Origin of the sequence: Paraburkholderia sp. 22099 (genome assembly GCF_052045835.1) — a bacterium.
GTDB lineage: Bacteria > Pseudomonadota > Gammaproteobacteria > Burkholderiales > Burkholderiaceae > Paraburkholderia > Paraburkholderia terricola.
This window is the reverse complement of record NZ_JBQEPU010000032.1, coordinates 18,015-43,766: the sequence shown is the minus strand read 5'-3', so window position 1 is coordinate 43,766 and position 25,752 is coordinate 18,015. Positions and strand designations below refer to the sequence as shown.

Here is a 25,752-nt window from a genome sequence, read left to right as displayed (position 1 = left end):
CTGAGCCACGCACGGCATCTCGCCAGCGATGCCCCTCACTCCGGCAACACCGCCATCAACACATCCACCGTCCGCGCGGTCGCTCCACGATGCCGAGCGGCGAACGCCGAAGCCGCGCCGCCCATCGCCAGCCGCCGTGCCCTGTCGTTGAACAGCTCGCGCAATGCCCGCGCCAGATCGGCCGGGTCTTGCACCTGCACCGCGGCGCCCGCCGCGACCGCATCCGCGGTGGCCTGCGTGAAGTTGAACACGTGCGGCCCGATCAGCACCGGCACGCCCACCGCGCACGCCTCGATCAGGTTCTGTCCGCCGAGCGGCAACAAGCTGCCGCCGATAAACGCCAGATCGGCAGCGGCATAGTAAGCGCCAAGTTCACCCATCGAATCGCCGAGCAGCACGTTCACTTCGGCGGGCAACGCAGGCACGTCGCCCAACACGCCCGCGCCCGACGCCACCTGCGCCGCCGGCGCCCAGCCCGAGCGCCGCTCCAACCGCAGCCCCGCTTTCTCGACCAGCGCCGCCACTTCGTTGAACCGCTGCGGATGACGCGGCACCAGGATCAACAACGCATCGTCGACGCCGAGCGCCGCGAACGCCTGCAGCACCAGTTGCTCCTCGCCTTCACGCGTACTCGCCGCGACCCACACCGGCCGCGCGCCGATCGCCGCACGCCACGCATGGCCGCGCGCCGCCAGCTCGGGCGGCGTGCTCATGTCGAACTTCAGATTGCCGAGCACCGCGACGTTGCGCGCGCCGAGCGCGGTGAGCCGCTCCGCATCCGATGGACTCTGCGCCAGCACGCGCGCAAAGCCGCCGAACACGCCCTTGGCCGCCTGGCCGAATTTCGCCGCGCGCCCGAACGAGCGCGCCGACATCCGCGCATTGGTCAGCACCAGCGGCACGTCCGCGCGACGGCATTCGTCGATCAGCGTCGGCCACACTTCGGTTTCCATCACGAGCCCCAACGACGGCCGCCATGTCCGCAAGAAACGCCGCACCGCATGCGGCATGTCGTAGGGCAAATAGCTGCGCAACACGCGGTCGCCGAAAATCTGCTCGCCGGTCGCGCGACCGCTCGGCGTCATATGGGTCAACAGGATGCGCGCATCGGGGCGCGCCTTGATCAGCGCGTCGATCAGCGGTTGCGCGGCGCGCGTCTCGCCCACCGATACCGCATGCACCCAGATCAACGGCGCGCTATCTTCGGGCAGCCGCCCGCGCGCATAACCGAAGCGCTCGCCGATATGCTCGCGATAGCCGCGCTCCTTGCGCGAACGGATCAAAAGACGCAGCACCGCCAGCGGCGCGACGATCCACCAGAGCGCGTTATAAACCGCCCTCAGCATCGGGGCTCCGCGTTCCTGAGCGCGCGCCTGAACACGCCGCGCAAAACCGGCCAACGGACAGCGGCGCTCAAACCAGCGCCCTGCCCTTCAGGCGTTCGAGAATGCCGAGCGGCGCGCATTCGGGCTGCGCCATCGCCTTGACCGGCAGGAAGAAAGTCTGCTCCATCATGAACTGGCCGGACATCACCGCGTGCGAGGTTTGGTCCGAGAAACAGATCCACACGCTGCCCGGCGGGAACGGCATGGTCTCCTGCGGGCTCGACTTCTGATAGTCGAGGTCGGCCTTCATGCCGTCGTGCAGATTCAGCATCAGATGGTCGTATTCGCTGCGCGGCGATTTCGTCACGTGCAGCAGATTCAGCAGCCATGCCGAGCCCGGCATTTGCGGCTTGATGCGCGGCAGAAAGCGCTTCGCCATGTCCTCGAACGGTTCGCCCACGCGCCACACGCGCGGCGCGCCATGCGGATTGATGTTGGTGAAGACGCGCAAGATGCGCTCGCCGTAGTTGGGCCGCGACGGGAACGCATCCACGTGCAGGCGGCTATCGTCCTTGCGCCATGACGTTTGGCGCGTTTCGACCTGATGCAGCCGCAAGCTCGTCGGCGCGACGCGCAGCTTGCCGTTGTATTCGGGAAAGAGCCCATCGACCAGCGTGCGCGCATTGGCCTGATAACGCGCGATCAGCGCGCGCACCGCCGATTGCGTGACCGCGTCGCCGGCCACGCCGTGCAGCGCGCCGCCGTTCGGTTCGAGGCTGATGTTCTTGCGGTTCGGATCGGCGAGCGCGGGGTCGAGCAGCGCCTGTTCGCCGCCTTCGATCGCAAAGCGCAGGTTCGGGAAATACAGCACCTTGCCGCGTTCGACGCCGGCAAGCAGCGTCTCGCGCGGCACGGACAGATTGCGTGCGTGCCAGTCGGCGTTCGCTACTTCGATGATCTGGGTTTCGTTCATGGTCGCCCTTGAAAACGGATGGAGCGTAAGGCGAGGCGCGCCGGTTCTTTACAACAGGCCGAAGCCGGCCAGCGCGGATTTGACCTCTTGCAGCGTGGGCGGCTTGCCGGCGGTGCCGAGATTGACGACGTTCGGCGACCAGTAGCCGCCGGTGCGCCACGCGGTCGCGAAATTGTACAACTCGACTGTCGGCCGCTTCAGCGCCGCCGCGATGTGAACCAGACCTGTATCAACCCCGACCGTCGCCGCGGCGCCTTCGATCAGGCCGACCACCGCGGGCAACGACAGCTTCGGCGGCACGATGGCCGCCGCGCCGAATTCCTTCGCGAGCCGCTCGCTCGTCGCGCGCTCTGACTCGCTGCCCCAGGGCAGCACGATCGACGCCCCGCGCCGCACCAACGACTGCCCCAACTCGATCCACGCGGCATCGGGCCATTGCTTGTCGGCGCGCGAGGTGGCGTGCACGAACACCACATAAGGCACCGGCAGATTCACCTTCGCCTCCGACAACGCCAGCGCGGCGCGGCCCGTGTCGATGCCGAAGTCGATCTCGTCGGTGGCTTGCGGCGGCGGGTCGTTCAGCGCCGCGGCCACCAGTTGGCGCGTGCGTTCGACCACATGCGTGCGCGGCTCGATCGGCACGCGCTTGCCGTAGAAGAAACGCACCGGCCATTCGAAGCCGGCGCCGTCCGTGCGATTGCCGAGGCCGACCAACGGTCCGCGCGCCATGCTCGCGACCCACGCGGTCTTGATGAGCCCCTGGCAGTCGATCACGAGATCGTAGTGCTCGGCGGCGAGCGCACGGCGAAACGCGCCGATCTCGCGCCAGTTGTCGGCCGAGAGGATGCGCTTGCGCCAGCGCCGCAGCGACACGGGAATCGCCCGCCGCACGCCGCTGACGAGTTCGACCAGGCCGACGAAGCTTTCTTCGACGAGCCAGTCGATCTGGGCTTCGGGATGGCGGCGCCGGATGTCGGCGATCACCGGCATGTTGTGAACGAGGTCGCCCAATGACGACACCCTCACGATCAGAATCTTTTGCGCGCTCAAGAGTGGGAAAACCGGTTATCCGGCCCGAAGATGCGTTGAGAGAGCCCCCGAACCTGCCGCTTCGCGCCAGGCCTCCCGAGGGGGTGAGAAAACGTGGGGCGGCCCGGCGTTTTCTCACGAGGTCGGCAATTTTAGCGCGTCACAGGTAAGTGGCATGAAAAAACGCGGCGCGGTAAGTGAAACCCGCGCCGCGTTGGCTGGCGGCCCGCGCGTTCAATTCGAACCGCGCCGCCGCCGTGGTTGTGCTTCTTTGCTGCTTCTTTGCTGCTTCTTTGCTGCTTCTTTGCTGCTTCTTTGCTGCTTCTTTGCTGCTTCTTTGCTGCCTGCTTGCTGCGTGCTTGCTACCTTGAAACCGCCACAGCGTTCAGAACGGCAGCTTCGCGTCGGCCTTCTCCGCGAGGATCACGCGACGGAAGTCTTCCTGGATGCGTTTGAGCGCCGCATCGTTATCGGCTTCGAAGCGCATCACCACCACCGGCGTGGTGTTCGACGAACGCGCAAGGCCGAAGCCGTCGGGATACTCGACGCGCAAGCCGTCGATCTTCACGACGTCGTCCGCGCCGGTGAACTGCGCGTTCTGCTGCAGGCGCGCGATCAGTTCGAAGTTCTCGCCTTCCTCCAGCTTCAGTTGCAGTTCTGGCGTGGAGTTCGAGTTCGGCAGCGAGTTCAGCAACTGGCTCGGATCGGCCACGCGCGTGAGGATTTCCAGCAGACGCGCGCCCGTGTACAGGCCGTCGTCGAAACCGTACCAGCGGTCCTTGAAAAACACGTGGCCGCTCATCTCGCCGGCCAGCGGCGCGCCGGTTTCACGCAGCTTCGCCTTGACGAGCGAATGGCCGGTTTTCCACATCAGCGGTTCGCCGCCCTTGTCCTTCACCCACTTGGCGAGATTGCGCGTGCACTTCACGTCGTAAATGATCTGCGCGCCCTTGTTGCGCGACAGCACTTCTTCCGCGAACAGCATGAGCTGACGGTCGGGATAGATGATCTGGCCGTCTTTCGTGACCACGCCCAGGCGGTCGCCGTCGCCGTCGAACGCGAAGCCGATTTCGGCGTCGGTTTCCTTCAGCGCGCGAATCACGTCCTGAAGGTTTTCCGGGTGAGCCGGGTCGGGGTGATGGTTCGGGAAGTTGCCGTCGATCTCGGTGAACAGTTCAACCAGTTCGCAGCCGAGCTTCTTGAAGAGCCTGGGAGCGAGACCACCGGCCACGCCGTTGCCCGTGTCGACCACGATCTTGATCGGCCGCGTGAGTTTGATGTCGCTCGCGATGCGATCGAGGTAAGCATCCTCGATGTCGTACTCGGTGTAGGTGCCGCTGCCCGCCGAAAAGTTTTCGTCGACGATGCGCTGATGCAGCGCGAGGATCTGCTCGCCATAAATGGCCGCGCCGCGCAGCACCATCTTGAAGCCGTTGTAGTCGGGCGGATTATGGCTGCCTGTCACGACGATGCACGAATCGACGCGGCGTTCGCCGCCGTCGAGCTGCAACGGCACGCTGGCCGCGAAGTAGCCGACCGGCGTCGGCACCATGCCGACATTGACCACGTCGACGCCGGCCGCACGCAGACCGTCCGACAGCGCCTGAATCAGTTCGGGGCCCGAGAGGCGCCCGTCACGCGCGACCACCACGGCGTCGCCGCCTTGCGCGCGCACTTCGCTGCCGAATGCGCGGCCGATCGAACGCGCGGCGTCGGCGTCGAGCGTCTTGCCGATCACACCGCGAATGTCATACGCCTTGAAAATGGATTTGGAGATCATGTTGGCTCACTTGCGTGCAATGGAAAATTTTGACCGGCACATCGCCGAGTGATCGGTAAAACTAGCTGTCATACCGGGCGATGCACCCTTGCCGGAAGCGATCCGGTTCCAACTTATAATTGCGCTTTTCGGACCAGCCTGGTAGCGCCATTCTAATGCTTAGACGCCCTCCCTTTGTAAAGTTGCCGCGACGATCGGCCAGGTGGGCAGCGACGCGCATCGCCACCGCACCATGCGCGCGACTCGCGCCATCCGGGCGCCGCGGAGAAGCGAACCGGCGAGCGCTCACCGGATGCTGACGCTCAAGCGCTTCGCCAATCCCGACGTGACGCGCGCCTTCACCAATATCATCTGGCTCGGGCTCGAACGGCTCACGCAGATCGGCGTGGCGATTCTGATCAGCGGCATGGTGGCGCGTTACTTCGGACCGGACACCTTCGGCAAATGGCAGTACGCGAACACGCTGCTGCTGGTGTTCTCGCCCATCACCTGGGTATGCGGCGCCGAAATCCTGGTGCCCACCATCGTCAACCGCCCGCCCGCTCAACTCGGCACCGTACTCGGCAGCGCTTTCGCGCTGCGCTTTTACGTCTCGGCCGCAGCCTTGCTGCTCACCTGGCTCGCCATCGCGCTGCACGTCTTCGAGCCGCTCGTCGGCGCGATGCTCGCCGGTCTCGCGGTGACGATGCTGTTTCGCGAGCCCTTCGTCGGCGTGATCAATGCGTGGCTGCAAAGCATGACCTACAGCAAGCCGCAGTTGCTCACCAGCATGAGCACGGCGGTGCTGAAAGCCGCGCTCGTCTACCTGCTCGTGCGCACGGCGACGGCGCCCGCGCACTTCGGCTGGCTGTGGGCGCTCGAATCCGCGGCCATCGGCGCCGTGCTGCTGATCTACTACGCGCGCCGGCATGGCGGCAAGCTCGGCTGGCATGTCGAGCGCTCGCTTCTCAAGCATTTCGCGAGCGCGGGCACGGTGTTCTGGCTGGGCCTCATCTGCATGTATCTGTTCCTGAAACTCGACCGGCTGATGCTCGAACGCGCGATTTCGTTCGCCGACCTCGGGCGCTATTCCGCCGCGCAGCAGTTGAACGAAAACTGGATCATGCTCGCGCTGATGCTCGCGCAGACCATCGCGCCCGCCTTCATCTACCGCGTGCAGGACGCCGCGCAACTGCGCCGCAACGTGTGGCGCCTGAGCGCGCTGACCGCCGTGTTGATGGTGAGCGGCGCGCTCGTGCTCGATCTGCTGGCCGGGTTCATCATCCGCCGCGTGTTCGGGCCGGGCTTCGAAGGCGCGATCGAGATTTTTCGCTGGGCCGTGTGGCTTTCGGTGCCGGCCGGCATCGAGGCGGTCAGCAATCTTATCGTGCTCAAATATCAGGCCAAATTCGTGTTGCTCACGAAATGGCTGCTGGCATTGGCCGTCGCGTTCGTGGTGAATCTGCTGGCGATCCCACGGCTCGGGGCTTACGGCCCGCTCGTGGGACTTGCCGCCGGTTATCTGGCCGCCGTGTCGGTTAATCTTTATTACATTCGTTTCAAATTGCGCCCATGACGAATTCATCCGCCGCGCATGTTTCGCTCGACGACGTCGCGGTGCTCATGCCCGCCTACAACGGCCAGGCCGACGTCGATCTCACTCTGGCTTCGTTCAGCGAGAGCGCGCCGATTCACGTGATGATCGTCGACGACGGCAGCACGCCGCCGATCGTCGCGCCCGCTATCCCCAACATGCACATCGAGGTGCTGCGCATGCCGCGCAACGGCGGCATCGAGCGCGCGTTGCAAAGCGGCATCGACGCCCTCGCGCAGCGCGGCTTTCGCTACGCGGCCCGCATCGACGCGGGCGACCGCAGCGTGCCGCAACGGCTCGCGAGGCAGCGCATGTTCATGGAACTGCATCCGCGCGTGGCGGGCCTCGGCATGTGGACGCAAGTCGTCACGCGCGAAGGCAAGCCGCTCTTCATGCTGACGCCGCCCGCCGAACCGAACGCGATCCGGCGCTTGCGCTTCTTCCGCTCATGCCTCGCGCATCCTTCGATGATGCTGCGCATCGACGCCGTGCGCGCGGTCGGCAACTATCGCGCCGACTACCATGCCGCCGAGGACCTCGATCTGTTCGTGCGTCTGATGGAGCGCTATGACTGCGCGAACCTGCCGGAACTCGGCCTTTACTACGAGTTGAACGAAGGCGGCATCAGCGCCACCCGAAGGCGCCGCCAGGTGAACTCGACACTGCGGCTGCAACTGCGTTACTTCAACGCCGCCAATTTCTACGACTGGCTCGGCCTCGCCAAGAATCTGCTGCATCTGGTGACGCCTTACCGCGCGTTGCAGCGGGTCAAGCGCGGCTTGCTCGCGCCGCGTGCGAGCCATTAGCCCGTGAACGATTCATTCTCCATTCAACGCCCGATTCGCCGTCCCATTCACCGCCGAGCCCGTTCCCGCATGAAGCCTGTCCTGAAGTCGACGCCCGCGCTGCGCATTACACTCGTGTGTAACACCGCCTGGGCAATCTATACGTATCGGCAAGGGCTGATTCGCATGCTGGTGGGGCGCGGCGTCGACGTGACGGTGCTCGCGCCGCGCGATCGCACGTTCGAGCTGCTCACGGCAATGGGCTGCCGCTGCATCGAATTGCCGGTGGCGTCGAAAGGCACCAATCCGCGCGACGACCTGCGCACGCTGGTCGCGCTCTACCGGCAATACCGGACCATCCGCCCGCACGTGGTGTTTCACTACACGATCAAGCCGAACATCTACGGCTCGATCGCGGCGAAGCTCGCGGGCGTGCAGTCGGTTGCGGTGACTACCGGCCTCGGCTACGTATTCATCCAGCACAGCCGCGCCGCCCAGGTCGCCAAGAAGCTGTATCGTTTCGCGTTCCGTTTCCCGCGCGAAATCTGGTTTTTGAATCGCGACGATCAGAGAGCGTTTGTCGAGCAGAATTTGTTGGTGCATCCTGAGCGTGCGCGGCTGTTGCATGGGGAAGGCGTCGATCTGGAGCAATTCGCCTTCACGCCCTTGCCCGAGCGCGCCGAATTCAGGTTCGTGCTGATCGGCCGGCTGTTGTGGGACAAGGGCGTCGGCGAATACGTGGAAGCCGCGCGGCGCTTGCGTGAACGTTATCCGCACGCGCGGTTCCAACTGCTCGGTCCGGTGGGCGTCGACAATCCGAGCGCGATCACGCACGCCGAAGTCGCGGCGTGGCAACAGGAAGGCATCATCGACTATCTCGGCGAGGCGCACGACGTGCGGCCTGTCATCGCCGAGGCGGATTGCGTCGTCTTGCCGTCGTACCGCGAAGGCGTGCCGCGCACGCTGATGGAAGCGTCGGCGATGGGCCGGCCCATCGTCGCGACCGACGTGCCGGGCTGCCGCGAAGTGGTGACCGACGGCGTCAACGGATTGCTGTGCGAGGTGCGCAACGCGGAAAGTCTCGCGGCGCGGCTTGCGCGGATGCTCGACATGAGCGGCGCCGAGCGCCGCGCAATGGCTGAACGCGGCCGCAAGAAAGTCGCGGAAGAATTCGACGAACGCGTGGTCGTCGAGACGTACAAGGACCTGGTGCAAAAAATGACGGGCGTTTTACTTTAACGGAGCAACAGAATGACCACGAAGGGCACGATTCTGGTAACGGGCGGCGCGGGCTTCATCGGCTCGCACACCTGTGTCGAACTGCTGAACGGCGGTTACGACGCCGTGGTAATCGACAATCTCGTGAACAGCAACCGCGAATCGCTGCGGCGCGTGGAGCAGATCACCGGCCGCGCAGTGAGCTTTTACGAAGCGGACGCGCGCGACGAAGCGGCGCTCAACCGCATTTTCGACGCGCATCCGATCACGGGCGCGATTCACTTCGCCGCGCTCAAGGCGGTGGGCGAGTCGGTGGCGAAGCCGATCGAGTACTACAGCAACAACGTCGGCAGTTTGCTGGCCTTGCTCGGCGTGATGCGCGATCGCAACGTCAAGCAGTTCGTGTTCAGTTCGTCGGCCACGGTGTACGGTGTGCCGAAAAGCTCGCCGATCGACGAGTCGTTTCCGCTGTCGGCCACCAACCCTTATGGCCAGTCGAAGCTGATCGCGGAGCAGGTGTTGCGCGATCTCGAAGTGGCCGACCCCTCATGGCGGATCGCGACGCTGCGCTACTTCAATCCGGTCGGCGCGCACGAGAGCGGCTTGATCGGCGAGGACCCCGCTGGCATTCCGAACAACCTGATGCCCTATGTCGCGCAAGTGGCGGTCGGCAAGCTGGAGAAGTTGCGCGTGTTCGGCGGCGATTACGAAACGCCGGACGGCACGGGCGTGCGCGACTACATTCATGTGGTCGACCTCGCACGCGGGCATCTGGCCGCGCTCGACGCGCTCGTCACCCAGGATGCGAGCTTCGTGGTGAATCTCGGCACGGGCCAGGGCTACAGCGTGCTGGACGTGGTGCGCTCGTTCGAAAAAGCCTCGGGCAAGCCGGTGCCGTACGAGATCGTCGCGCGCCGCCCCGGCGACGTGGCCTCGTGTTTCGCCGATCCGGCGGCAGCCGAGAAAATCCTCGGCTGGCGCGCGCAGTTCGGCATCGAGCGGATGTGCGCGGACCATTGGCGCTGGCAGTCGTCGAATCCGAACGGCTTCGTGTGACCTGACAGGAGCGGCTTGCCGGCCCACGCACGCGTCATGCGCGCTCACCGGCAAGCCACGCGCGCCAACCGCCGAACCCGGTGATATCGGTCCCGGATTCCACCCCGAAACTTTCGCACACGAAGCCGGTGACCCACTCGCCATTCGCTAGTTCAACCTTCCCCAGCGCAAGCGGAGAGGGAATGGTCGCGACGAACGAACCCAACTCCAGGCTCGGCATCTCCCAGACCTCCACCGCGATCGCCCTGCCGCCGTCCGACACTCGCCACATACCGGGCCGCCTCGTACCGCCCGGCGTGGCCGCCAGCGCGGCCAACCGGTAATTCGGCGCTGTGTGCGTCGCTGCTATCAGGCGCGCGCCGCGGCAGACCAACTCACGATTGAGCGGCAAACCCTGCATATGCGCGCCGCACACCGCGACGCGCACCCGATCGTTGAGCGCCGCCGAGCGCTCGCTCGTATCGGTATCGGGCTTGCCGTGCCCGACGCATTCAACACCGCTCATGCGCTGCAACGTGTCGGCCACGCTCAACAGATACTGATCCGTGAACGCGCGGCCGAACACGGTCACGCCCCACGGCAAGCCGTTCGCCATGAACGCGGTCGGCGTCGCGACGGCCGCATAGTCGAGCAGGTTCATGAAGTTCGTGTAGTAGCCGAGCAGCGAGTTCGGCCCGATCGGGTCGCGCTCCAGTTCCGCCAGCGTGACGGGCCGCGGATACGTCGGCGTGAGCACGAAGTCCAAGGGTTCGAGCGCGGCATCGCAGACAGCCTTCAACGCCTGCAGGCGGTATTGCGCGCGAAAGAGTTCGACAGCGCTCGCGCCCGGTGCGCGCGCCAGCACGTCGCGAATGACCGGCAGCACCGCATCCGCGTCGGCCTCCAGCAACTCGCCCGCGACGCTGTACCGCTCCGCGACCCACGGACCTTCATAGAGCAGTTTTGCCGCTTCGACGAAAGGCGCGAAGTCGATGTCGACGGCTTCACCGCCCGCCGCCTCGAGTATCGCGCGCGCCGCTGCGAACAGCGCGGGGCTTTCCGCGCAGTCCGCGAAATAGAGTGCCGACGGCACGCCGAAGCGGAACTTCGTCGGCGTGCCGAACGCGCGTGCGTCGTTCCACTGCGGATTCCTTCGGCTGTAGGCATCGCGCGGATCGGGCCGCGCGGTCAACGCGAGCAGTTCGCTGGCCTCGTGCGCGGTGGCCGTGAAGTACGTCACGCAATCGAGCGTGCGGCAGGCCGGCACGACGCCGGCCGTCGACAGCAATCCCCTGGTCGCCTTCAGTCCGACGAGGTTGTTCAGTCCCGCGGGCACGCGGCCGGAGCCGGCGGTGTCGGTGCCGAGCGCGAAGCTCGCGAGGCCCAGCGCGACCGCCAGCGACGAGCCCGCGCTCGATCCGCCCGACGGATAGTCGGGATGCACGCTGTTGCGGCACTTGCCGTAGGGCGAGCGCGTGCCGTTCAGGCCGGTGGCGAACTGGTCGAGATTGGTCTTGCCGAGCGGCACGGCGCCCAGTGCGATCAACTGCGCGACGAGCGTCGCCGATTCCGCAGGCGTATAGGCAAACGCCGGACACGCCGCCGTGGTCGGAATGCCGGCGAGATCGATGTTGTCCTTGATGGCGAACGGAATGCCGTAGAGCGGCAATGCATCGATCTGCTGGGTGTCCAGCCAGTCCAGGTAGGGCGCGAGTTCGGCGTCGTCCAGAAGGCGGATGAACAGATGAAACTCGGGATCGAGCGCCGCGGCTTTCGCTAGCAGATCGCCGATCAGTTGGCGCGGCGTGAGCGTCTTCGCGCGGTAGGCGGCGCGCAGCGTGGAGAGGCGCAAATCGAATGAAGACATGAGTGGGTTCCCCGAATGGTCCAATTCAAATACGTTCGATGACGGCGACACGCTGCCCCGCGCGCACCGGCGAGCCAGGCGCCACATGAATCTCGCCGACGGTTCCCGCACACGGCGCGCACACGGCAATCTCCATCTTCATCGACTCGATCACGAGCAGCACGTCGCCCGCCGCGACGGTGTCGCCCGACGCCGCTCTCACCTGCCACAGGCGGCCGGCGATCTCGCTCTCGACCGCCACTTCGCCGTCTTTCAGCGGCGCCGGTTCGGCGCCCTCGGCGATAGGCGCATCGAAGGACGCTTCCGTTGTCCCGGCTTCGCGCCAACGCTCGCGCTCGGTCTGAAACGCGGCTTGCTGACGCGCGCGGAAGTCCTGGATGCCGGCGGCTTCGCGCGCGAGAAACGCTTGATAGTCCGCCAGCGACAGCATGCTCTCGTCGATTTTCAGCGGGTATCGGCCGAGCGGAAAATCCGCGCGGATGCGCAGCAGTTCGTCGGCGCTGACTTCGTAAAAACGGATCTGGTCGAAGAAGCGCAGCAGGTACGGCCGCCCCGCGAAATCCGCGAAGTCGCGATAGCGGTTCCACATCTGCAGCGTGCGGCCGACGAACTGATAGCCGCCCGGCCCCTCCATGCCGTACACGCACAGATACGCGCCGCCGATTCCCACCGAGTTCTCCGCCGTCCACGTGCGCGCGGGGTTGTACTTGGTCGTCACGAGCCGGTGGCGCGGATCGAGCGGCGTGGCGACCGGCGCGCCGAGATACACGTCGCCGAGACCCATCACCAGATAGCTGGCGTCGAAGACGATCCGTTTGACCGCGTCGATCGAATCGAGGTCGTTGATGCGGCGGATGAACTCGAGGTTGCTCGGACACCAGGGCGCATCGTTGCGCACCGTCGTCATGTATTTGTCGATCGCGAGCCGGCACGCGGGATCGTCCCACGACAGCGGCAAATGCACGATGCGCGACGGCACGCGCAAGTCCTTCTGCAACAGCACGTCCTGCCATGCGCGCTCGACGATCGCGAGCAAGCGCGCGAGCGGCAGGCTGTCGGGCCGATAGTGAATCTGCAGCGAACGGATACCCGGCGTCAGATCGATCACGCCCGGCAACGCCAGCGCTTGCAGCGACTGCATCAGCGCATGGCTGCGGAAACGCAGCACGAGATCGAGTTCGGTGGGACCGATTTCGAGCAGCAGATGCGTATCGCCCGACACGCGCGCCACGAGGCGCTCGCGATCCGCGCCGGTATCGAGGACGATCGGCGACGTGAGGGGCGCGTGCGGTGTGGCGACGGGTCGTGCCGCTTGTGTCGCTTCCGCGTCGCATTCGAGCGTCCGCAGTTCGTGCTCGCGCCGGCGCATCGCCTCGCGCGCCTCGGCGATCTGGACCGGCACGAAGCGCAGCTTGTCACCGGCCTTCAACTGGCCGATCTGCCACAGGTCCGCCTCGATGATCGTCACCGGACACACGAAGCCGCCCAGGCTCGGACCATCGGGTCCGAGGATCACCGGCATGTCGCCGGTGAAATCGACGGCGCCGACCGCATACGGGTTGTCGTGAATGTTCGACGGATGCAAGCCCGCCTCGCCGCCGTCCTCGCGCGACCACTCCGGCTTCGGTCCGATCAGGCGTACGCCGGTGCGGCTGGAGTTGAAATGGATCTCCCATTCGGTGGCGAAAAACCGTTCGATATAACGCGGACTGAAGTATTCGGGCGCGCCGTGCGGACCATAGATCACGCGCAGCGTACGCACCGCCGCCAGCGCCGGGACGTGGGCGAGCGCAGCGCCCGCACGCTTGTCCCGCAACGGCTGAAGATGCAGCACGTCGCCGGCGCGCAGCGCTCGGCCGCCGTGGCCGCCGAACTGGCCCAGCGTGAACGTGCTGCGGCTGCCGAGATACACGGCGACATCGAAGCCGCCGCGCACGCACAGATACGCACGCGCGCCCGCGCCGCGTATCGTGCCGAGCGCGAGCGTCGAGCCGGCGGCGACGAACAGCGCGGTGTTCAAAGGCTGTTCGATATCGTCGAGCGTCAGCGGCAAACTCGCGCCCGTCACGGCGACGACCGCATCCGTGTTGAAACGCAGGATCGGTCCGCTCATCGTGATTTCGAGCGCGGCGGCGTCGGCGGCGTTGCCCAGCAGCCGGTTGCCGAGCCGCAACGCGCGATCGTCCATCGGACCCGACGGCGGAATGCCGACGGCCCAATAGCCGAGCCGCCCCGGATGATCCTGCACGGTAGTCTGCCGGCCGCCGCTGACGACTTCGACCGTGCTCGCCCGATAGGCGAGCCCTTCGAGGCAGCGCGTCCACGGCTCGCCGGACGCGAAGGGCCGGTCGTCGAGAATCTGGCGCAGGTAGTCGCGGTTCGTCTCGATGCCATAGAGGCGCGTGTTCCCCAAGGCGTCCGCGAGCGCGTGGCGGGCCGCGTCGCGCGTCGCCGCCCAGGCGATCAGCTTCGCCAGCAGCGGATCGAAATAAGGCGGCACGTCGCAACCCGCATCGATCCACGTATCGATGCGCAGCGCGCGGCCCTCGGCGGGAGGAAACGCAACGTCGGTCAGCAGGCCCGGACTCGGCTTGAAGTCGCGGCCCGGGTCCTCGGCATAGAGCCGCGCCTGAATCGCGTGACCGTGCGGCTTCAGACCCGCCGCGAGCTCGTGCAACGGCGCGAGCGTGCCGGCCGCCAGTTCGATCATCCAGCGCACCAGGTCCACGCCCCACACCTGTTCGGTCACGCCATGCTCGACCTGCAGGCGCGTATTCACTTCGAGAAAATAGAATTGCCGCGCAAGGCTGTCGTAGACGAATTCCACCGTGCCGGCGGAGCGGTAATGCACCGCTTTCGCGAGCTTGATCGCGGCCTCGCATAAGGCTTGCGACATACCGTCCGGCAAACCGGGCGCAGGCGTCTCCTCGAGCACTTTCTGATTGCGCCGCTGCACCGAGCAGTCGCGCACGCCGAGCGCGATCACGTCGCCGCGGCCGTCGCCGAATACCTGCACTTCCAGATGCCGCGCCCGCTCGATGTATTTTTCGAGGAACACGCCGGCGTCGCTGAAATTGTTCTGACCGAGGCGCTTGACCGCGTCGAAATGCGCGCCGAGTTCGTCGGCGTTCCAGCACACCCGCATGCCGATCCCGCCCCCGCCCGCCGTGCTTTTCAGCATCACCGGATAACCGATCGCCGCGGCCGCCGCGAGTGCGGCGCGCAGGTCGTCGAGCAGGCCGGTGCCCTCCAGCATCGGTATCCGCTCCTTTGCGGCGATGGCGCGGGCCGTGTGCTTGAGGCCGAACGCGCGCAACTGCTCGGGCGTCGGTCCGATGAACGCGATGCCCGCCGCTTCGCACGCTTCGCCGAAAGCCGCGTTCTCCGAGAGAAATCCGTAGCCCGGATGAATCGCCTGAACGCTCTCGCGGCGCGCGATGTCGAGGATCTTGTCGATGTCGAGATAGGTGGCCGACGCGGGACCGTCGCCGAGCGCGTGCGCGATGGGCGCCTCGCTCACATGCAGGCTCGCGCGATCCGCTTCCGCATACACGGCGACCCCGGTTACCTCGAGTTCACGCAGCGTTCTGAGAATGCGGCACGCAATGGCGCCGCGATTGGCGATCAGGATTTTCTCGAACATGAGATGACTGGATTCATCGGCGGGTCGTCCCGCCACGTGGGAGATGCATGCCGGGGTCGTCCGCGGCAGCATGCACGGCAGAGGTACGCGTCAGCGCCCGGCGTGCGTGAGTTGTTCGCGCGTGAGCGTGCAGCAGCGGCCGGAACGGACCAGCAGCACGTAGTAGAGCCAAAGGCGGATGCGCTTCAGTTCCATATCAGCAATTCCGCGGGCGTGGGGTTGTAGGCGTTGCACGGATTGTTCAGTTGCGGGCAGTTAGAAATCAGCACGATGACGTCCATTTCCGCGCGCAGTTCGACGTACTTGCCCGGCGCAGAAATGCCGTCCTCGAACGTGAGACCTCCTTCCGAGGTCACCGGCACATTCATGAAGAAGTTGATGTTCGCGCCGATATCGCGCTTCGACAGGCGGCCGTCGTGCGCGCAGGCACGCAGGTAGTTGTCCCGGCAGCTATGCATGTGGCGCTTTTCCAGCGCGTAGCGCACGGTGTTGCTTTCCTGCGCGCACGCCCCGCCGAGCGTATCGTGACGCCCGCACGTGTCGGCGACGATCGTGAGCATCGGCTTGCCGAGATTCGAATACAGCACCGTGCCCGTCGTGAGATAAAGGCTTCCCTGCCGGCGCAACGTGCGTTGCGGGTCGAAGCGCTCGCGCGGATCGGCGAGGCTGTAGAACAGCGTATCGACTGCCTGATTGCCTTCGAGATCGAGAATGCGCAGCGTCTGTCCGGCGCGCAGTTCGTGCAGCCAGGGTTCGCCGGCCGCGAGCGTCTCGCGAAACACCGCCTGTTCGGGGCGCTTGTCGCTGAGCGTCAGCGTGTTCGTCATGATGTCGGCTCCCGTCAAAGAAAGAAACGTTCGGTGTTGATGAACCCGCGCACGTTTTCGTCGCAGGACGTGCGGCACAGCTCGGCGACGTCGGGCGACGCATGGCTCAACGTGAGCTTGACCGGCTTGGGCGCGTAATGCGGATCGGGATCGAGCGGGTGCTGGATCGCGGTCAGCACGACGAGCGTGTTCATCGGCGCATACAGTTCGACGTAGTCGCCCGCCTTCGAATTGCCGGGCACGAAATTCAAGGCGCCCGCATGCGTGACGTCGACGCGGCTAAAGAGATTGAGCGTCATCAGCAGATCGGAAATGCCGAGCCCCCACTTGCCCATTTCGACGAGCAGGTTGTCGGCGCCGTTGCGATGGAACGCGTTGCGCAGTTCCTGATAGCGGCCCGTGCCGTAGCGCTCGTGCACTTCCTCGGCATTCGATACGCCGCCGATGCTGTCGTGCCAGCCGCAGGTGTCCGCGACGATCGCGGCGAGCACGCGGCCCATGTCGGAGTACAGGCAATGACCGGCCGTGAGCTTCGCCGTGTGCTGGCACTTGAGCGTATCCGGCAGGTTGAGCCGTTCGCTCTTCTCGGTGGCGTTGACCAGCATGACGCTGACGTTCGCGCCGCCGCGCAGGTCGGTGATTCGCAACGATTGGCCGCGCTTGACGATCAGCGATGCGTGGCCGCCGCCGGGGATGGTTTCTTCGAGTAACACGTTCATGTCGTTCATGATTTTTCTTCACACCGAAATCGTGGCGATCCGCGAGTCGGCCCGCGCGTCGCCCCGTTCCGCGCCCCGCACCACCGCCTGGGCCAGATGGAGGGACGATGGGCTGGCGCGGCTGTGGTCGAGCGGAATGTTGTAGGTGATGCGCGCGCCATAGGCGCCGGGCGCCTGCGGATCGACACGGACCTTGTCGAACACCAGCACGCGGCTGCCGAGCGTGAAACCTTCCTTCAGGTCGTGCGTGACCATGAAGATCGTCAGCTTCGTTTCGCGCCATAGCCCGAGCAGCAAGTCGTGCATGTCCTTGCGGATGCCGGGATCGAGCGCGCCGAACGGCTCGTCGAGCAGCAGCACGCGCGGCTTCATCATCAGCGCCTGGGCAATCGCGAGACGCTGCTGCATGCCGCCCGACAGGTGCTGCGGATACTTGTCCAGCGACGCGCCGAGGCCCACGCGTTCCAGCATCGCGACGGCTTCGTCGCGCGCGGCGCGCCGCTTCGCACCAAAGAGGCGGCCGGTCAGTTTCGCGCGCGGCAATTCGAGGCCGAGCATCACGTTGCGAAGCACGCTCAGATGCCCGAATACCGAATAGCGCTGGAACACCACGCCGCGATGCGCATCCGGTTCCGCCGGCAGCGGTTCGCCGTCGAGCAGAATCGCGCCGCGTGTCGCCCGTTCCTGGCCGAGCAGCAGGCGCAGGAACGTCGACTTGCCGCAGCCCGACGCGCCGACCATCGAACAGAACTCGCCTGCTTCGATCCGCAAGTCGAGCCGTTCGAGCACGACCTGATCGCCATAAGACTTCCAGACGTTGCGCACTTCGATCATCGCGCGTCTCCGCCGTACCACGGGAACGACCAGCGCGTGAGGCGGCGCAGCAGTTCGTCGGTGACCCAGGCGAGCAGCGTGATCCACGCGACGTAAGGCAGGATCACGTCCATCGCAAGGTAACGGCGTACCAGAAAGATGCGGTAGCCGAGCCCGTCCGTCGCCGCAATCGCTTCGGCTGCGATCAGAAACAGCCACGCGGAGCAGAGCGAGAGCCGCATCGCGACCAGCAGGCGCGGCAGCAATTGCGGCAGCAGGAGGCGCAGGATCAAGGTCCAGCTCGTCGCACCGAGCGTTTGCGCCTTGACCCACAGTTCGGTCGGGATCTCACGGCCGCGCGCGTGCAGATCGCGAATGATCATCGGCGTGATGCCGACCACGATCAGCACCACCTTCGACAATTCGTCGAGCCCGAACACGATGAACAGGATGGGCAGCACCGCGAGCGGCGGGATCATCGATATCACCGTGACGAACGGCGAAAACGTCGCGCTGACGAGCGGAAAAGCCGACGTCGCGAGCGCCGCCGCGAGCGCGATCACGGCGCTCACCGCGAGGCCGATGCCGAGCCGCCGCAAGCTCGACGCGGTGTCGGCCCACAGCAGATACTCGCCGGTGCGCTTGTCCTCGGTGAACGCCACTTCCTTGATGGCGTCGCTCATCTGCGTCGCGCCCGGCAGCAGCTTGTCATCGGGATTGGCCTTGAGCCGCATCGACGAGCCGGTGAAATAGACCGCCGCCATGACGATGAACGGCAGCAACAGCAGCATCAGGCCGCCGCTTCGGCTCGGATGTCGATTGATGAGTCGCATGGATGCCTGCCTTGCAGAAAGCGTGAGGAATCGGACTCAGAGCTGGCCGGCCGCGGCCATCTTCACGTAGGTCGGATCGAAGCGCAGCTTGACGTTGCTCTTGCTGCCGACCACCACGCCCTTGTCGAACGCCATGCCGACCACGTCGGCGCTCTTCGCGTTCTGCCCGAGCAAACCGTGATCGAACGAGAACTTCGCGACGCGCGCCATGATCTTCGGCAGATCGGGATTGGTGACGAAGTCGACGGCGGCCTGCGGCGTGTAGAACAGCGCGGTGGTCGACAACTGGCCCTTGAAGCCCGCGAGATCGGTGCCCGACGCCTTCGCCATCGCGGTGAGCGCGGCCGTGCTGCCGGCGCTGTTGGCGTGCATCAGCGCGACCATTTCGAACCAGGCGCCCGTCAGCGCCTTGCCGAGCGCGGGGTTGTCGCGCAGGGTCTGCGTGTTGACCACCATCATGTCCATGATTTCGCCGGGAATCCGGCTGGAGTCGAAGACTTCGGTGACGTTCGGCTGCGCCTTGAGATCGGCGAGCATCGGGTTCCACGTCACGGCGTTATGGACGGCGGGCGTCGCGAACGCACCCGAGATGTCGGCGTCCGATGTGTTGACCACCTTGAGGTCGCGCTCGCTCATGTGCGCGCTGTCCAGCGCGCGCGCCAGCAGGTAGTGCGACACGGAGAACTGCACGAGATTGACCTGCTGGCCCTTCAGATCGGCGACCTGTTTGCCCTTGCCCTTGATGAGCACGCCATCGTTGCCGTTCGAATAATCGCTGACGATGAGCGCGGTCGAATCGACGCCGCCCGAGGCCGGAATGGTCAGCGCGTCCATGTTCGTCATCGCGCAGCCGTCGAACTTGCCGGCGGTGTACTGGTTGATGGATTCGACGTAATCGTTCAGTTGCACGACATCGACGTTGATGCCGTATTTCTTCGCCCACTTCGAGACGATGCCTTGGGTTTTGGCCTCGCCCCACGGCATCCAGCCGGCGTAAATGGTCCAGCACACCTTGAAGTCGGTGCGGCCGGCGGCAAACGAAGTCGTTGAGGTGAAGGCGGCGAGGGAGACGGCGGCAATGCCGAGAAAGCGGACGAGCTTGCGCATGAGGTTGACCTCGAAGGGACGGTTAGCGGCGGCAGGGAGCAGCGCAAACATCGCGTTCTCTCCCGGGCTTTTATCCCGCCGTGTAACCTCGCCTGAGGTCGACAGCTCTCGGACCAGCGCCTGCGTGAAGCAGGCCGGAACCCTAGCCGTCCATTTCCAGATTGTGTGCTGAACCGGATGACGCGCCGGCTCCTTGCGCCTGTTCTTATGCCAGAAGCGTGCCAGCGGGAAATCGCCGTATTTCGGCCCGGCGCGGCGGATATGTGCCCCGCTGCGGGGACGGGGCGCACCGCGGCATGCGCGACCGGCACCTCATTCGTGCATGGGCGCTAGGCCGCCACCTGAAACACCGCGACCGCGTCGCGCAACAGCCCCGCCTGTTCTTCGAGCGACTTCGCCGCCGCGGCCGCCTCCTCGACGAGCGCCGCATTGTGCTGCGTGACTTCGTCGATCTGCGAAACCGCCTTGTTGACCTGTTCGATGCCGTCGCTCTGCTCGTGCGCGGATGCCTCGATCTCGTTCATCACGCCGGTCACGCGCTGCACCGCGCCGAGCGCTTCCTGAATCGTCTTTTGCGCATCGGAGACGAGCGAGGCGCCCTCCCGCACCTTGGCGGCCGATTCGCCGATCAGTTCCTTGATCTCCTTGGCCGCCGCGCCCGAACGCTGCGCGAGACTGCGTACTTCCGACGCCACCACCGCGAAGCCGCGCCCCTGCTCGCCCGCCCGCGCCGCTTCCACCGCCGCGTTCAGCGCGAGGATGTTGGTCTGAAATGCGATGCCCTCGATCATGCCGATGATCTCGGCCACCTTGCGCGACGATTCGGTAATGCCGTCCATGGTCTCGGTGACGCGCGACACCACCGCCCCGCCGCGCGTCACCGTATCGAGCGCGCCTTGCGCGAGGCGGTTCGCCTGCTTCGCGTTGTCCGCGTTCTGCTTCACCATGGCCGAAAGCTGTTCCATGCTCGCCGCGGTCTGCTGAAGCGCGGCCGCCTGCTGCTCGGTGCGCGACGACAGATCCGCATTGCCCGAGGCGATTTCGTTCGCGCCCAGCGTGATTGCCGTGGTGCTGCCGCGCACCTTGGCCACGGTTTCCACCAGACCGTCGCGCATCTTCGTCAGCGCGCTCAGCAACTGGCCCATCTCGTTGCGCGATTTGCTCGCGATCGCAACCGTCAGATCGCCGGCGGCGATTCGCTCGAAATGCTTGACGGTCGCGTTCACCGGCTTGATCAGCGCCGCCGACAAAGCGGCGCGCGCCGCCACGCCGATCACGATCGTGATGACGCCGACCGAGACGAACAGCAGCGTCGCCATTTCGAAGCGCTGTTCGGCGGTTGCGGCTTGCTGCCGCTGGTTGCCGGTCTGCGAGCGCTCGAGCGCGTCGATGGCCTTCGAATAGCTCGCGTAAAAGCCGTTGGCCGTCTCGCCCTGAATATTGCGGAAGGTATTGAAGTCGAAGTCGGCGAGCGCCTTGAACTCCGGTTCGATCGCCTTATCGACCAGCGTCGCGCGCGCCTGCTCGACGCTTTGCGCGAGCTTCTTCTCGTCCTCGTTGGTGAACGGGCCGGCCATGTAGTTGCGGAAATCCTTGTTCGATTCGACCAGCACCTTGTGCGCGGCCGGCAACAGATCGTCGGTCTGCTTGCCGACGCTAAAGAGCGTCTGATACGTGCCCAGCGCGAGTTGCACTTGCAGCAGCTTCTCCGAACTCGCCTTCAGATGCGACAGCGCGACGGCGCTGCGCTGCGTGTCGTCGAGACTGCTGTTGGCGAGCTTGAGCGCGCCATAGCCGACACCGATCACCGTCAGCAGGAAAACGACGAATACGCTGATCACCAGCGTCAGGCCGCCACGAATTGTGATGTTATTTAGCATTGGGTCTCCGGAACGTCTTGCCGATCGGCGGCGAAAACAGGCTGGCATGCGCGGCATGCTTCTTTCGGCGCATGACCGACACGTCGCCGCATCCCGGGTTAACGACGCGCGCGAGTGCTCGCTAAATAGGTGGAATCCATGACTGGCGGGCGTTTGCGGGCAGCCCGAACCTCACTATCTGGGATTTGCCACGGGCTCGGCGGGAATGCCGCTTTTCCGGGCGGCCCGGATTTCATTTGTATAATTCGGCGTCTTCGCTCAGGCCCACTTTCATGCTCAGTTTTGCGCTCGGCTTTCTCGTTTCACTGCTGATCACGCTGTTGATCGTGCGCTACGCGCATCTGCATGAAAAATTCTCCACCGACACCGATCTGGCCGGCGTGCAGAAATTCCATGTGCGGCCGGTGCCGCGCATCGGCGGAACCGGAATTCTGCTCGGGCTGATCGTGTCCGCCGTGCAGTTGCATGGCGCTTATCCGGCCGTGTCGGGCGGCATTCTCGGGCTGATCGCGTGCGGCATGCCGGCGTTCGGCTCGGGGCTCATCGAGGATCTGACCAAGCGCGTGTCGCCGCTCGCGCGCCTCGTCTGCACGATGGCGGCCGCCGCCCTCGCCTATTTCCTGCTCGATATCGCGGTCACGCGCATCAGCGTGCCGCCGCTCGATTTTCTGCTCTCGTATGCGGTCATTTCGTTTGCGGTGACCGTGCTCGCCGTCGCGGCGCTCGCCAACGCGATCAATATCATCGACGGCTTCAACGGCCTCGCGTCGATGGTCGCGTTCATGATGTTGGCGTCGCTCGCCTATGTGGCCTTCCAGGTGCACGACCCGATCGTGCTGTCGGCGTCGTTCATGATGATGGGCGCGGTGCTCGGCTTCTTCATTTGGAACTTTCCAGCGGGGCTGATTTTTCTCGGCGACGGCGGCGCGTATTTCATCGGCTTCATGCTGGCCGAACTGTCGATCATGCTGGTGATGCGCAATCGCGACGTGTCGGCGTGGTATCCGGTGCTGCTCTTCATGTATCCGATCTTCGAGACCTGCTTCTCGATCTACCGCAAGAAGTTCATTCGCGGCATGTCGCCGGGCATTCCCGATGGCGTGCATCTGCATATGCTGGTGTACAAGCGGCTGATGCGCTGGGCGGTCGGCGCGCGCACCGCTCGCGAGTTGACGCGGCGCAATTCGCTGACGTCGCCGTATCTGTGGCTGCTCTGTCTGATCGCGGTCGTGCCGGCGACGTTGTTCTGGCGGCATACGCTGCATCTGTTCTGCTTCGTGGTGGTGTTCGCGGCGACCTACGTATGGCTTTATATGAGCATCGTGCGCTTCAAGTCGCCAAGATGGATGGTGGTGAGAAAGGCGAAGCGGTAAATGACAAAGGCGCCCGTGGGCGCCTTTGTCATCGTGCAGACTCATCGCACCGCGTCGGTTCTACGACGCCCGCGTCGCCACCTCGACGCTGCGCAATGCGGGCGCGGCGGCCGGCTGGTATTCCGGCACCCAGCGCCGTAGATCGCGGCGCACCTCGTCGTCGCTTAGCACGCGATGCTGCATCAGCCACGGCAACAACTTGTCCAATAGATCGTCGGACACTTCCCGCGCACGCGCGATCCGCAGTTTGGGATGCGGCGTGCGTGTCGTCGTTTCGTCGCATGCGAGCAGTTCTTCGTAAAGCTTTTCGCCAGGACGCAAACCGGTGAAAACGATTCTGATCTGCTCCTCGGTAAAGCCGTACAGGCGGATCAGGTCACGAGCCAGGTCGACGATCTTGACGGGTTCACCCATGTCGAGAATGAAAATCTCGCCGCCATGCCCCATGCTCGATGCCTGCAACACGAGTTGCGACGCTTCGGGAATGGTCATGAAGAAGCGCGTGATCTCCGGGTGAGTGACCGTGACCGGACCGCCCTTCGCGATCTGTTGCTGGAACTTCGGAATCACACTGCCGGCGCTGCCGAGCACGTTGCCGAACCGGACGGTTTCGAACTGGGTACGCGAACTGGTCTGCTGCAAGGCCTGGCAAGCCATTTCCGCGAGCCGCTTGCTTGCGCCCATCACGTTGGTCGGGTTGACCGCCTTATCGGTCGAGATGAGCACGAAGTGCTTGACGTCGTGCCGGATCGCGGCGCGCCCTACCCGATAAGTACCGAGCACGTTGTTGCGGACGGCCTGCCACGCGTTCTGCTCTTCCATCAGCGGGACGTGTTTATAGGCGGCTGCATGAAATACGATGTGCGGCGTGTGGCGCGACATGACCTGATCGAGCAGCAGCGAGTCCTTCGCATCGCCAATCACCGGAATCACGGACAGGCCGGGGAAGCGGTCATGCAACTCCTCGGTGAGCCGATAGATCGCGAATTCGGACAGGTCATAGGCAATGAGTTGAGCCGGCTGAAACCGCAAGATCTGACGGCATAACTCGGAGCCGATCGATCCGCCCGCGCCCGTGACCATGACGATCCTGTCGCGCAGCAGCGCCTCGACATGCGGCGTATCGATGTGGACGGGATCACGGCCCAGCAAATCCTCGAGATCGATCTGCCGCACGCGCGACAGAAACGCCTGGCCTTGCGTGACATCCGTCAGCGCGGGGAGCACGAGGGCGCGCACGCCGGCGCGCACGCACAGTGTCGCGACGCGACGCTGAACATCCACCGAAGCCGACGGAATCGCGATGATCGCGTATTCCGTCTTCAGTTCCTCGGCCATTTGCGGCAATGCGCTGATGGAGCCCAGCACCTTGTAGCCGTAGATTTCGCGCCCATGCTTCGAAACGTCGTCGTCGAGCAGGCCGACGAGACGCCATTCGCTCGAACGGGAGAGTTCACGCGCGAGATTGGCGCCCGCGTTGCCGGCACCGAGCACGACTACCGGCTTGCCTTGGCCGACGAGTCCGCCGTATAGATAAAACTCCTTGGTCGCCCGATACAGCGCGCGCGCGCCGCCCATTGCGAGGAACAGAAATAACGGCGACACGACCAGCACGGAGCGCGGCACGATCGGCACCGGCTGGACCATCACCGAGACGACCATGGCAACCAGCGCGCCGGCGACCACGGCTTTTGAAATGCGGACGAGATCCGGCAAGCTCGCGAAGACCCACATGCCGCGATACAGGCCGAAGATGCGGAACATGACGCCGTAGACCGGCAGCACCCAGAGGAGAGAGTGCAAGGCGCCGACCCGGAAGTCTTCGGGAACGGAGCCGTTGAAGCGGATGATGTACGCGACGAGCCAGGAGCCGGCCACCGCGCATAAGTCGAAAAGGAAAGCGCTGAAAGACAGCCAGGTGGCCTTGGTTCTTAGCATCAGCGTCTACCTCAGTTATCGGACAGTGTTGATTGAAACCGACGCCAGCGCAGATCGATTACCGCGCCTGCTACACAGAGAACGACGATCCAACCGGCAACCACGCCCCACTGAAAAACAGGGGCGCTGCCCAGCGCACAAAGAGCAAGCATTATGCCAGCTACCATCAGGACATACCACGCCAAAGCTGTCCGGGCGTGCCCGATGCCGGAACGCACCATACGTTGATAGTAGTGCTCGCGGTGAGCTTGCCAAAATTTTTCGCCGCGAAGCAGCCGCCGCGCCAGAGTGACCGACGCATCGGCGATGAACGGCGCGAACGCCATGACCGGGAACCACACGGGCCAGACGGCCGCGCGCCAGCCCCAATAGCCGAGCGCACCGGCCAGGAAGCCCAGCGAGATGGAACCGGCGTCGCCGAGAAAAATACGCGCCGGATGGAAATTGAACAGCAGGAAGCCGAGCGCCGCGCCTGCAAGCGCGCTGGCCGACCACGCGAGTTGCGGCAGAGGATGCTCGCTGAGCAAGGCCGCCGCCGCGTAGCCAGCGAAACCGAACAGCGCCATGCCGCCTGCAAGACCGTCTGCGCCGTCCATGAAATTGTAAAGATTGACCAGCCATAACATCAAAAACGCAAGAATTGCCAGGAACCACCAGGGCGCGTCGGCGGGAAACAACGCGACCAGTCCGACCACGGCGACCATGTGCGCGGCGAACCTGACGCGCGCCGGCAAGCCGCGACGGTCGTCGAGTTGCGAAACCGCCGCCAGAAAGGCCGTGCCCAGCGCGGCGTACCACAGGCTCGGCGCGAGCAGCAGCGTTGCCGCCACGCCGACCGGGACGATGCCCCAGCCACCGACGCGCGGGGTCGGCGCGACGTGCAGCGAGCGGTCGTTGGGGACGTCGGTGGCAAGCCGCCAGGCGATGCCGGTCTTGAGCAGCGCCCACAGAATGGCGGCGCACGCGCCAGCGGAACCGAGCGCGATCAAGGTCACGGTCATCCAGATCGGGAGCGTGGAAATGTACGTCGACAT

Annotated in this window: 19 protein-coding genes and 1 riboswitch; of the genes, 5 read left to right on the top strand and 14 right to left on the bottom strand. The window is 65.1% G+C overall.

Going from position 1 to position 25,752, the window contains the following annotated elements; genetic code table 11:
* Window positions 1-35: 35 nt before the first annotated feature.
* The 4 genes from waaA to ACTJLC_RS25485 all read right to left on the bottom strand — a co-directional run bounded on the left by waaA (window position 36) and on the right by ACTJLC_RS25485 (window position 5,107).
* Window positions 36-1,346, bottom strand: a complete 1,311-nt coding sequence (waaA, locus tag ACTJLC_RS25500) for a lipid IV(A) 3-deoxy-D-manno-octulosonic acid transferase (protein ID WP_073431675.1) — start codon at window positions 1,344-1,346, stop codon at window positions 36-38.
* Between the two features lie 67 nt (window positions 1,347-1,413).
* Window positions 1,414-2,298, bottom strand: coding sequence for a Kdo hydroxylase family protein (locus tag ACTJLC_RS25495; protein ID WP_310130266.1), 885 nt, complete (start codon window positions 2,296-2,298; stop codon window positions 1,414-1,416).
* 48 nt (window positions 2,299-2,346) lie between these two features.
* Entirely contained in the window at window positions 2,347-3,288 is a 942-nt protein-coding gene (gene waaC / locus ACTJLC_RS25490; protein WP_235004975.1) for a lipopolysaccharide heptosyltransferase I, read from the bottom strand.
* Between the two features lie 424 nt (window positions 3,289-3,712).
* On the bottom strand, window positions 3,713-5,107 hold the full coding sequence (locus ACTJLC_RS25485) for a phosphomannomutase/phosphoglucomutase (RefSeq protein WP_073431672.1): 1,395 nt from the start codon (window positions 5,105-5,107) through the stop codon (window positions 3,713-3,715).
* A gap of 292 nt (window positions 5,108-5,399) precedes the next feature.
* Here ACTJLC_RS25485 and ACTJLC_RS25480 point away from each other — a divergent pair, with 292 nt between their 5' ends.
* The 4 genes from ACTJLC_RS25480 to galE all read left to right on the top strand — a co-directional run bounded on the left by ACTJLC_RS25480 (window position 5,400) and on the right by galE (window position 9,739).
* The gene (locus ACTJLC_RS25480; protein WP_310130269.1) at window positions 5,400-6,662 is read left to right on the top strand and encodes an oligosaccharide flippase family protein; all 1,263 of its coding nucleotides are present in this window, start codon (window positions 5,400-5,402) and stop codon (window positions 6,660-6,662) included.
* On the top strand, window positions 6,659-7,486 hold the full coding sequence (locus ACTJLC_RS25475; protein WP_310130272.1) for a glycosyltransferase: 828 nt from the start codon (window positions 6,659-6,661) through the stop codon (window positions 7,484-7,486). Before ACTJLC_RS25480 ends, ACTJLC_RS25475 begins: the two co-directional genes overlap by 4 nt.
* Before the next feature lie 69 nt (window positions 7,487-7,555).
* Window positions 7,556-8,704, top strand: coding sequence for a glycosyltransferase family 4 protein (locus ACTJLC_RS25470; protein WP_073431669.1), 1,149 nt, complete (start codon window positions 7,556-7,558; stop codon window positions 8,702-8,704).
* A 12-nt stretch (window positions 8,705-8,716) separates the two neighbouring features.
* Window positions 8,717-9,739 carry a UDP-glucose 4-epimerase GalE gene (gene galE / locus ACTJLC_RS25465; protein WP_310130275.1) on the top strand — a complete coding sequence of 341 codons (1,023 nt, stop codon included), beginning with the start codon at window positions 8,717-8,719 and terminating at the stop codon, window positions 9,737-9,739.
* A gap of 34 nt (window positions 9,740-9,773) precedes the next feature.
* Here the strand turns inward: galE and atzF are convergent, their stop codons facing one another.
* From atzF to ACTJLC_RS25425, 8 genes are all read right to left on the bottom strand, one after another.
* Window positions 9,774-11,585 (bottom strand): allophanate hydrolase, encoded by a 1,812-nt coding sequence (gene atzF, locus ACTJLC_RS25460; protein ID WP_310130278.1) that lies wholly within the window; start codon window positions 11,583-11,585, stop codon window positions 9,774-9,776.
* A gap of 25 nt (window positions 11,586-11,610) precedes the next feature.
* Window positions 11,611-15,228, bottom strand: a complete 3,618-nt coding sequence (uca, locus tag ACTJLC_RS25455; RefSeq protein ID WP_310130280.1) for an urea carboxylase — start codon at window positions 15,226-15,228, stop codon at window positions 11,611-11,613.
* 185 nt (window positions 15,229-15,413) lie between these two features.
* A complete protein-coding gene (locus tag ACTJLC_RS25450) occupies window positions 15,414-16,055 on the bottom strand; it encodes an urea amidolyase associated protein UAAP2 (protein WP_208645232.1) in 642 nt (213 codons plus the stop codon).
* Window positions 16,056-16,069: 14 nt separating this feature from the next.
* Entirely contained in the window at window positions 16,070-16,774 is a 705-nt protein-coding gene (locus ACTJLC_RS25445) for an urea amidolyase associated protein UAAP1 (protein ID WP_374710277.1), read from the bottom strand.
* An 18-nt stretch (window positions 16,775-16,792) separates the two neighbouring features.
* Window positions 16,793-17,608, bottom strand: coding sequence for an ABC transporter ATP-binding protein (locus ACTJLC_RS25440; protein ID WP_440845576.1), 816 nt, complete (start codon window positions 17,606-17,608; stop codon window positions 16,793-16,795).
* On the bottom strand, window positions 17,605-18,420 hold the full coding sequence (locus ACTJLC_RS25435) for an ABC transporter permease (RefSeq protein WP_083085743.1): 816 nt from the start codon (window positions 18,418-18,420) through the stop codon (window positions 17,605-17,607). The genes ACTJLC_RS25440 and ACTJLC_RS25435 overlap by 4 nt, the downstream gene beginning before the upstream one ends.
* Window positions 18,421-18,456: 36 nt before the next feature.
* Entirely contained in the window at window positions 18,457-19,527 is a 1,071-nt protein-coding gene (locus ACTJLC_RS25430) for a putative urea ABC transporter substrate-binding protein (protein WP_073431710.1), read from the bottom strand.
* Window positions 19,528-19,584: 57 nt separating this feature from the next.
* Window positions 19,585-19,684, bottom strand: a riboswitch (guanidine-I (ykkC/yxkD leader).
* A 172-nt stretch (window positions 19,685-19,856) separates the two neighbouring features.
* Window positions 19,857-21,407, bottom strand: coding sequence for a methyl-accepting chemotaxis protein (locus tag ACTJLC_RS25425; RefSeq protein ID WP_440845574.1), 1,551 nt, complete (start codon window positions 21,405-21,407; stop codon window positions 19,857-19,859).
* Between the two features lie 272 nt (window positions 21,408-21,679).
* Between ACTJLC_RS25425 and ACTJLC_RS25420 the strand changes: the two genes are divergently transcribed.
* The gene (locus ACTJLC_RS25420; RefSeq protein WP_114161967.1) at window positions 21,680-22,780 is read left to right on the top strand and encodes an MraY family glycosyltransferase; all 1,101 of its coding nucleotides are present in this window, start codon (window positions 21,680-21,682) and stop codon (window positions 22,778-22,780) included.
* A 60-nt stretch (window positions 22,781-22,840) separates the two neighbouring features.
* Here ACTJLC_RS25420 and ACTJLC_RS25415 read toward each other — a convergent pair whose 3' ends face one another.
* Complete coding sequence (locus ACTJLC_RS25415) at window positions 22,841-24,718, bottom strand: polysaccharide biosynthesis protein (RefSeq protein ID WP_310130290.1); 1,878 nt, start codon at window positions 24,716-24,718, stop codon at window positions 22,841-22,843.
* An 11-nt stretch (window positions 24,719-24,729) separates the two neighbouring features.
* Window positions 24,730-25,752: an MraY family glycosyltransferase gene (locus tag ACTJLC_RS25410; RefSeq protein ID WP_310130293.1), complete on the bottom strand. Its 1,023-nt coding sequence runs from the start codon at window positions 25,750-25,752 to the stop codon at window positions 24,730-24,732.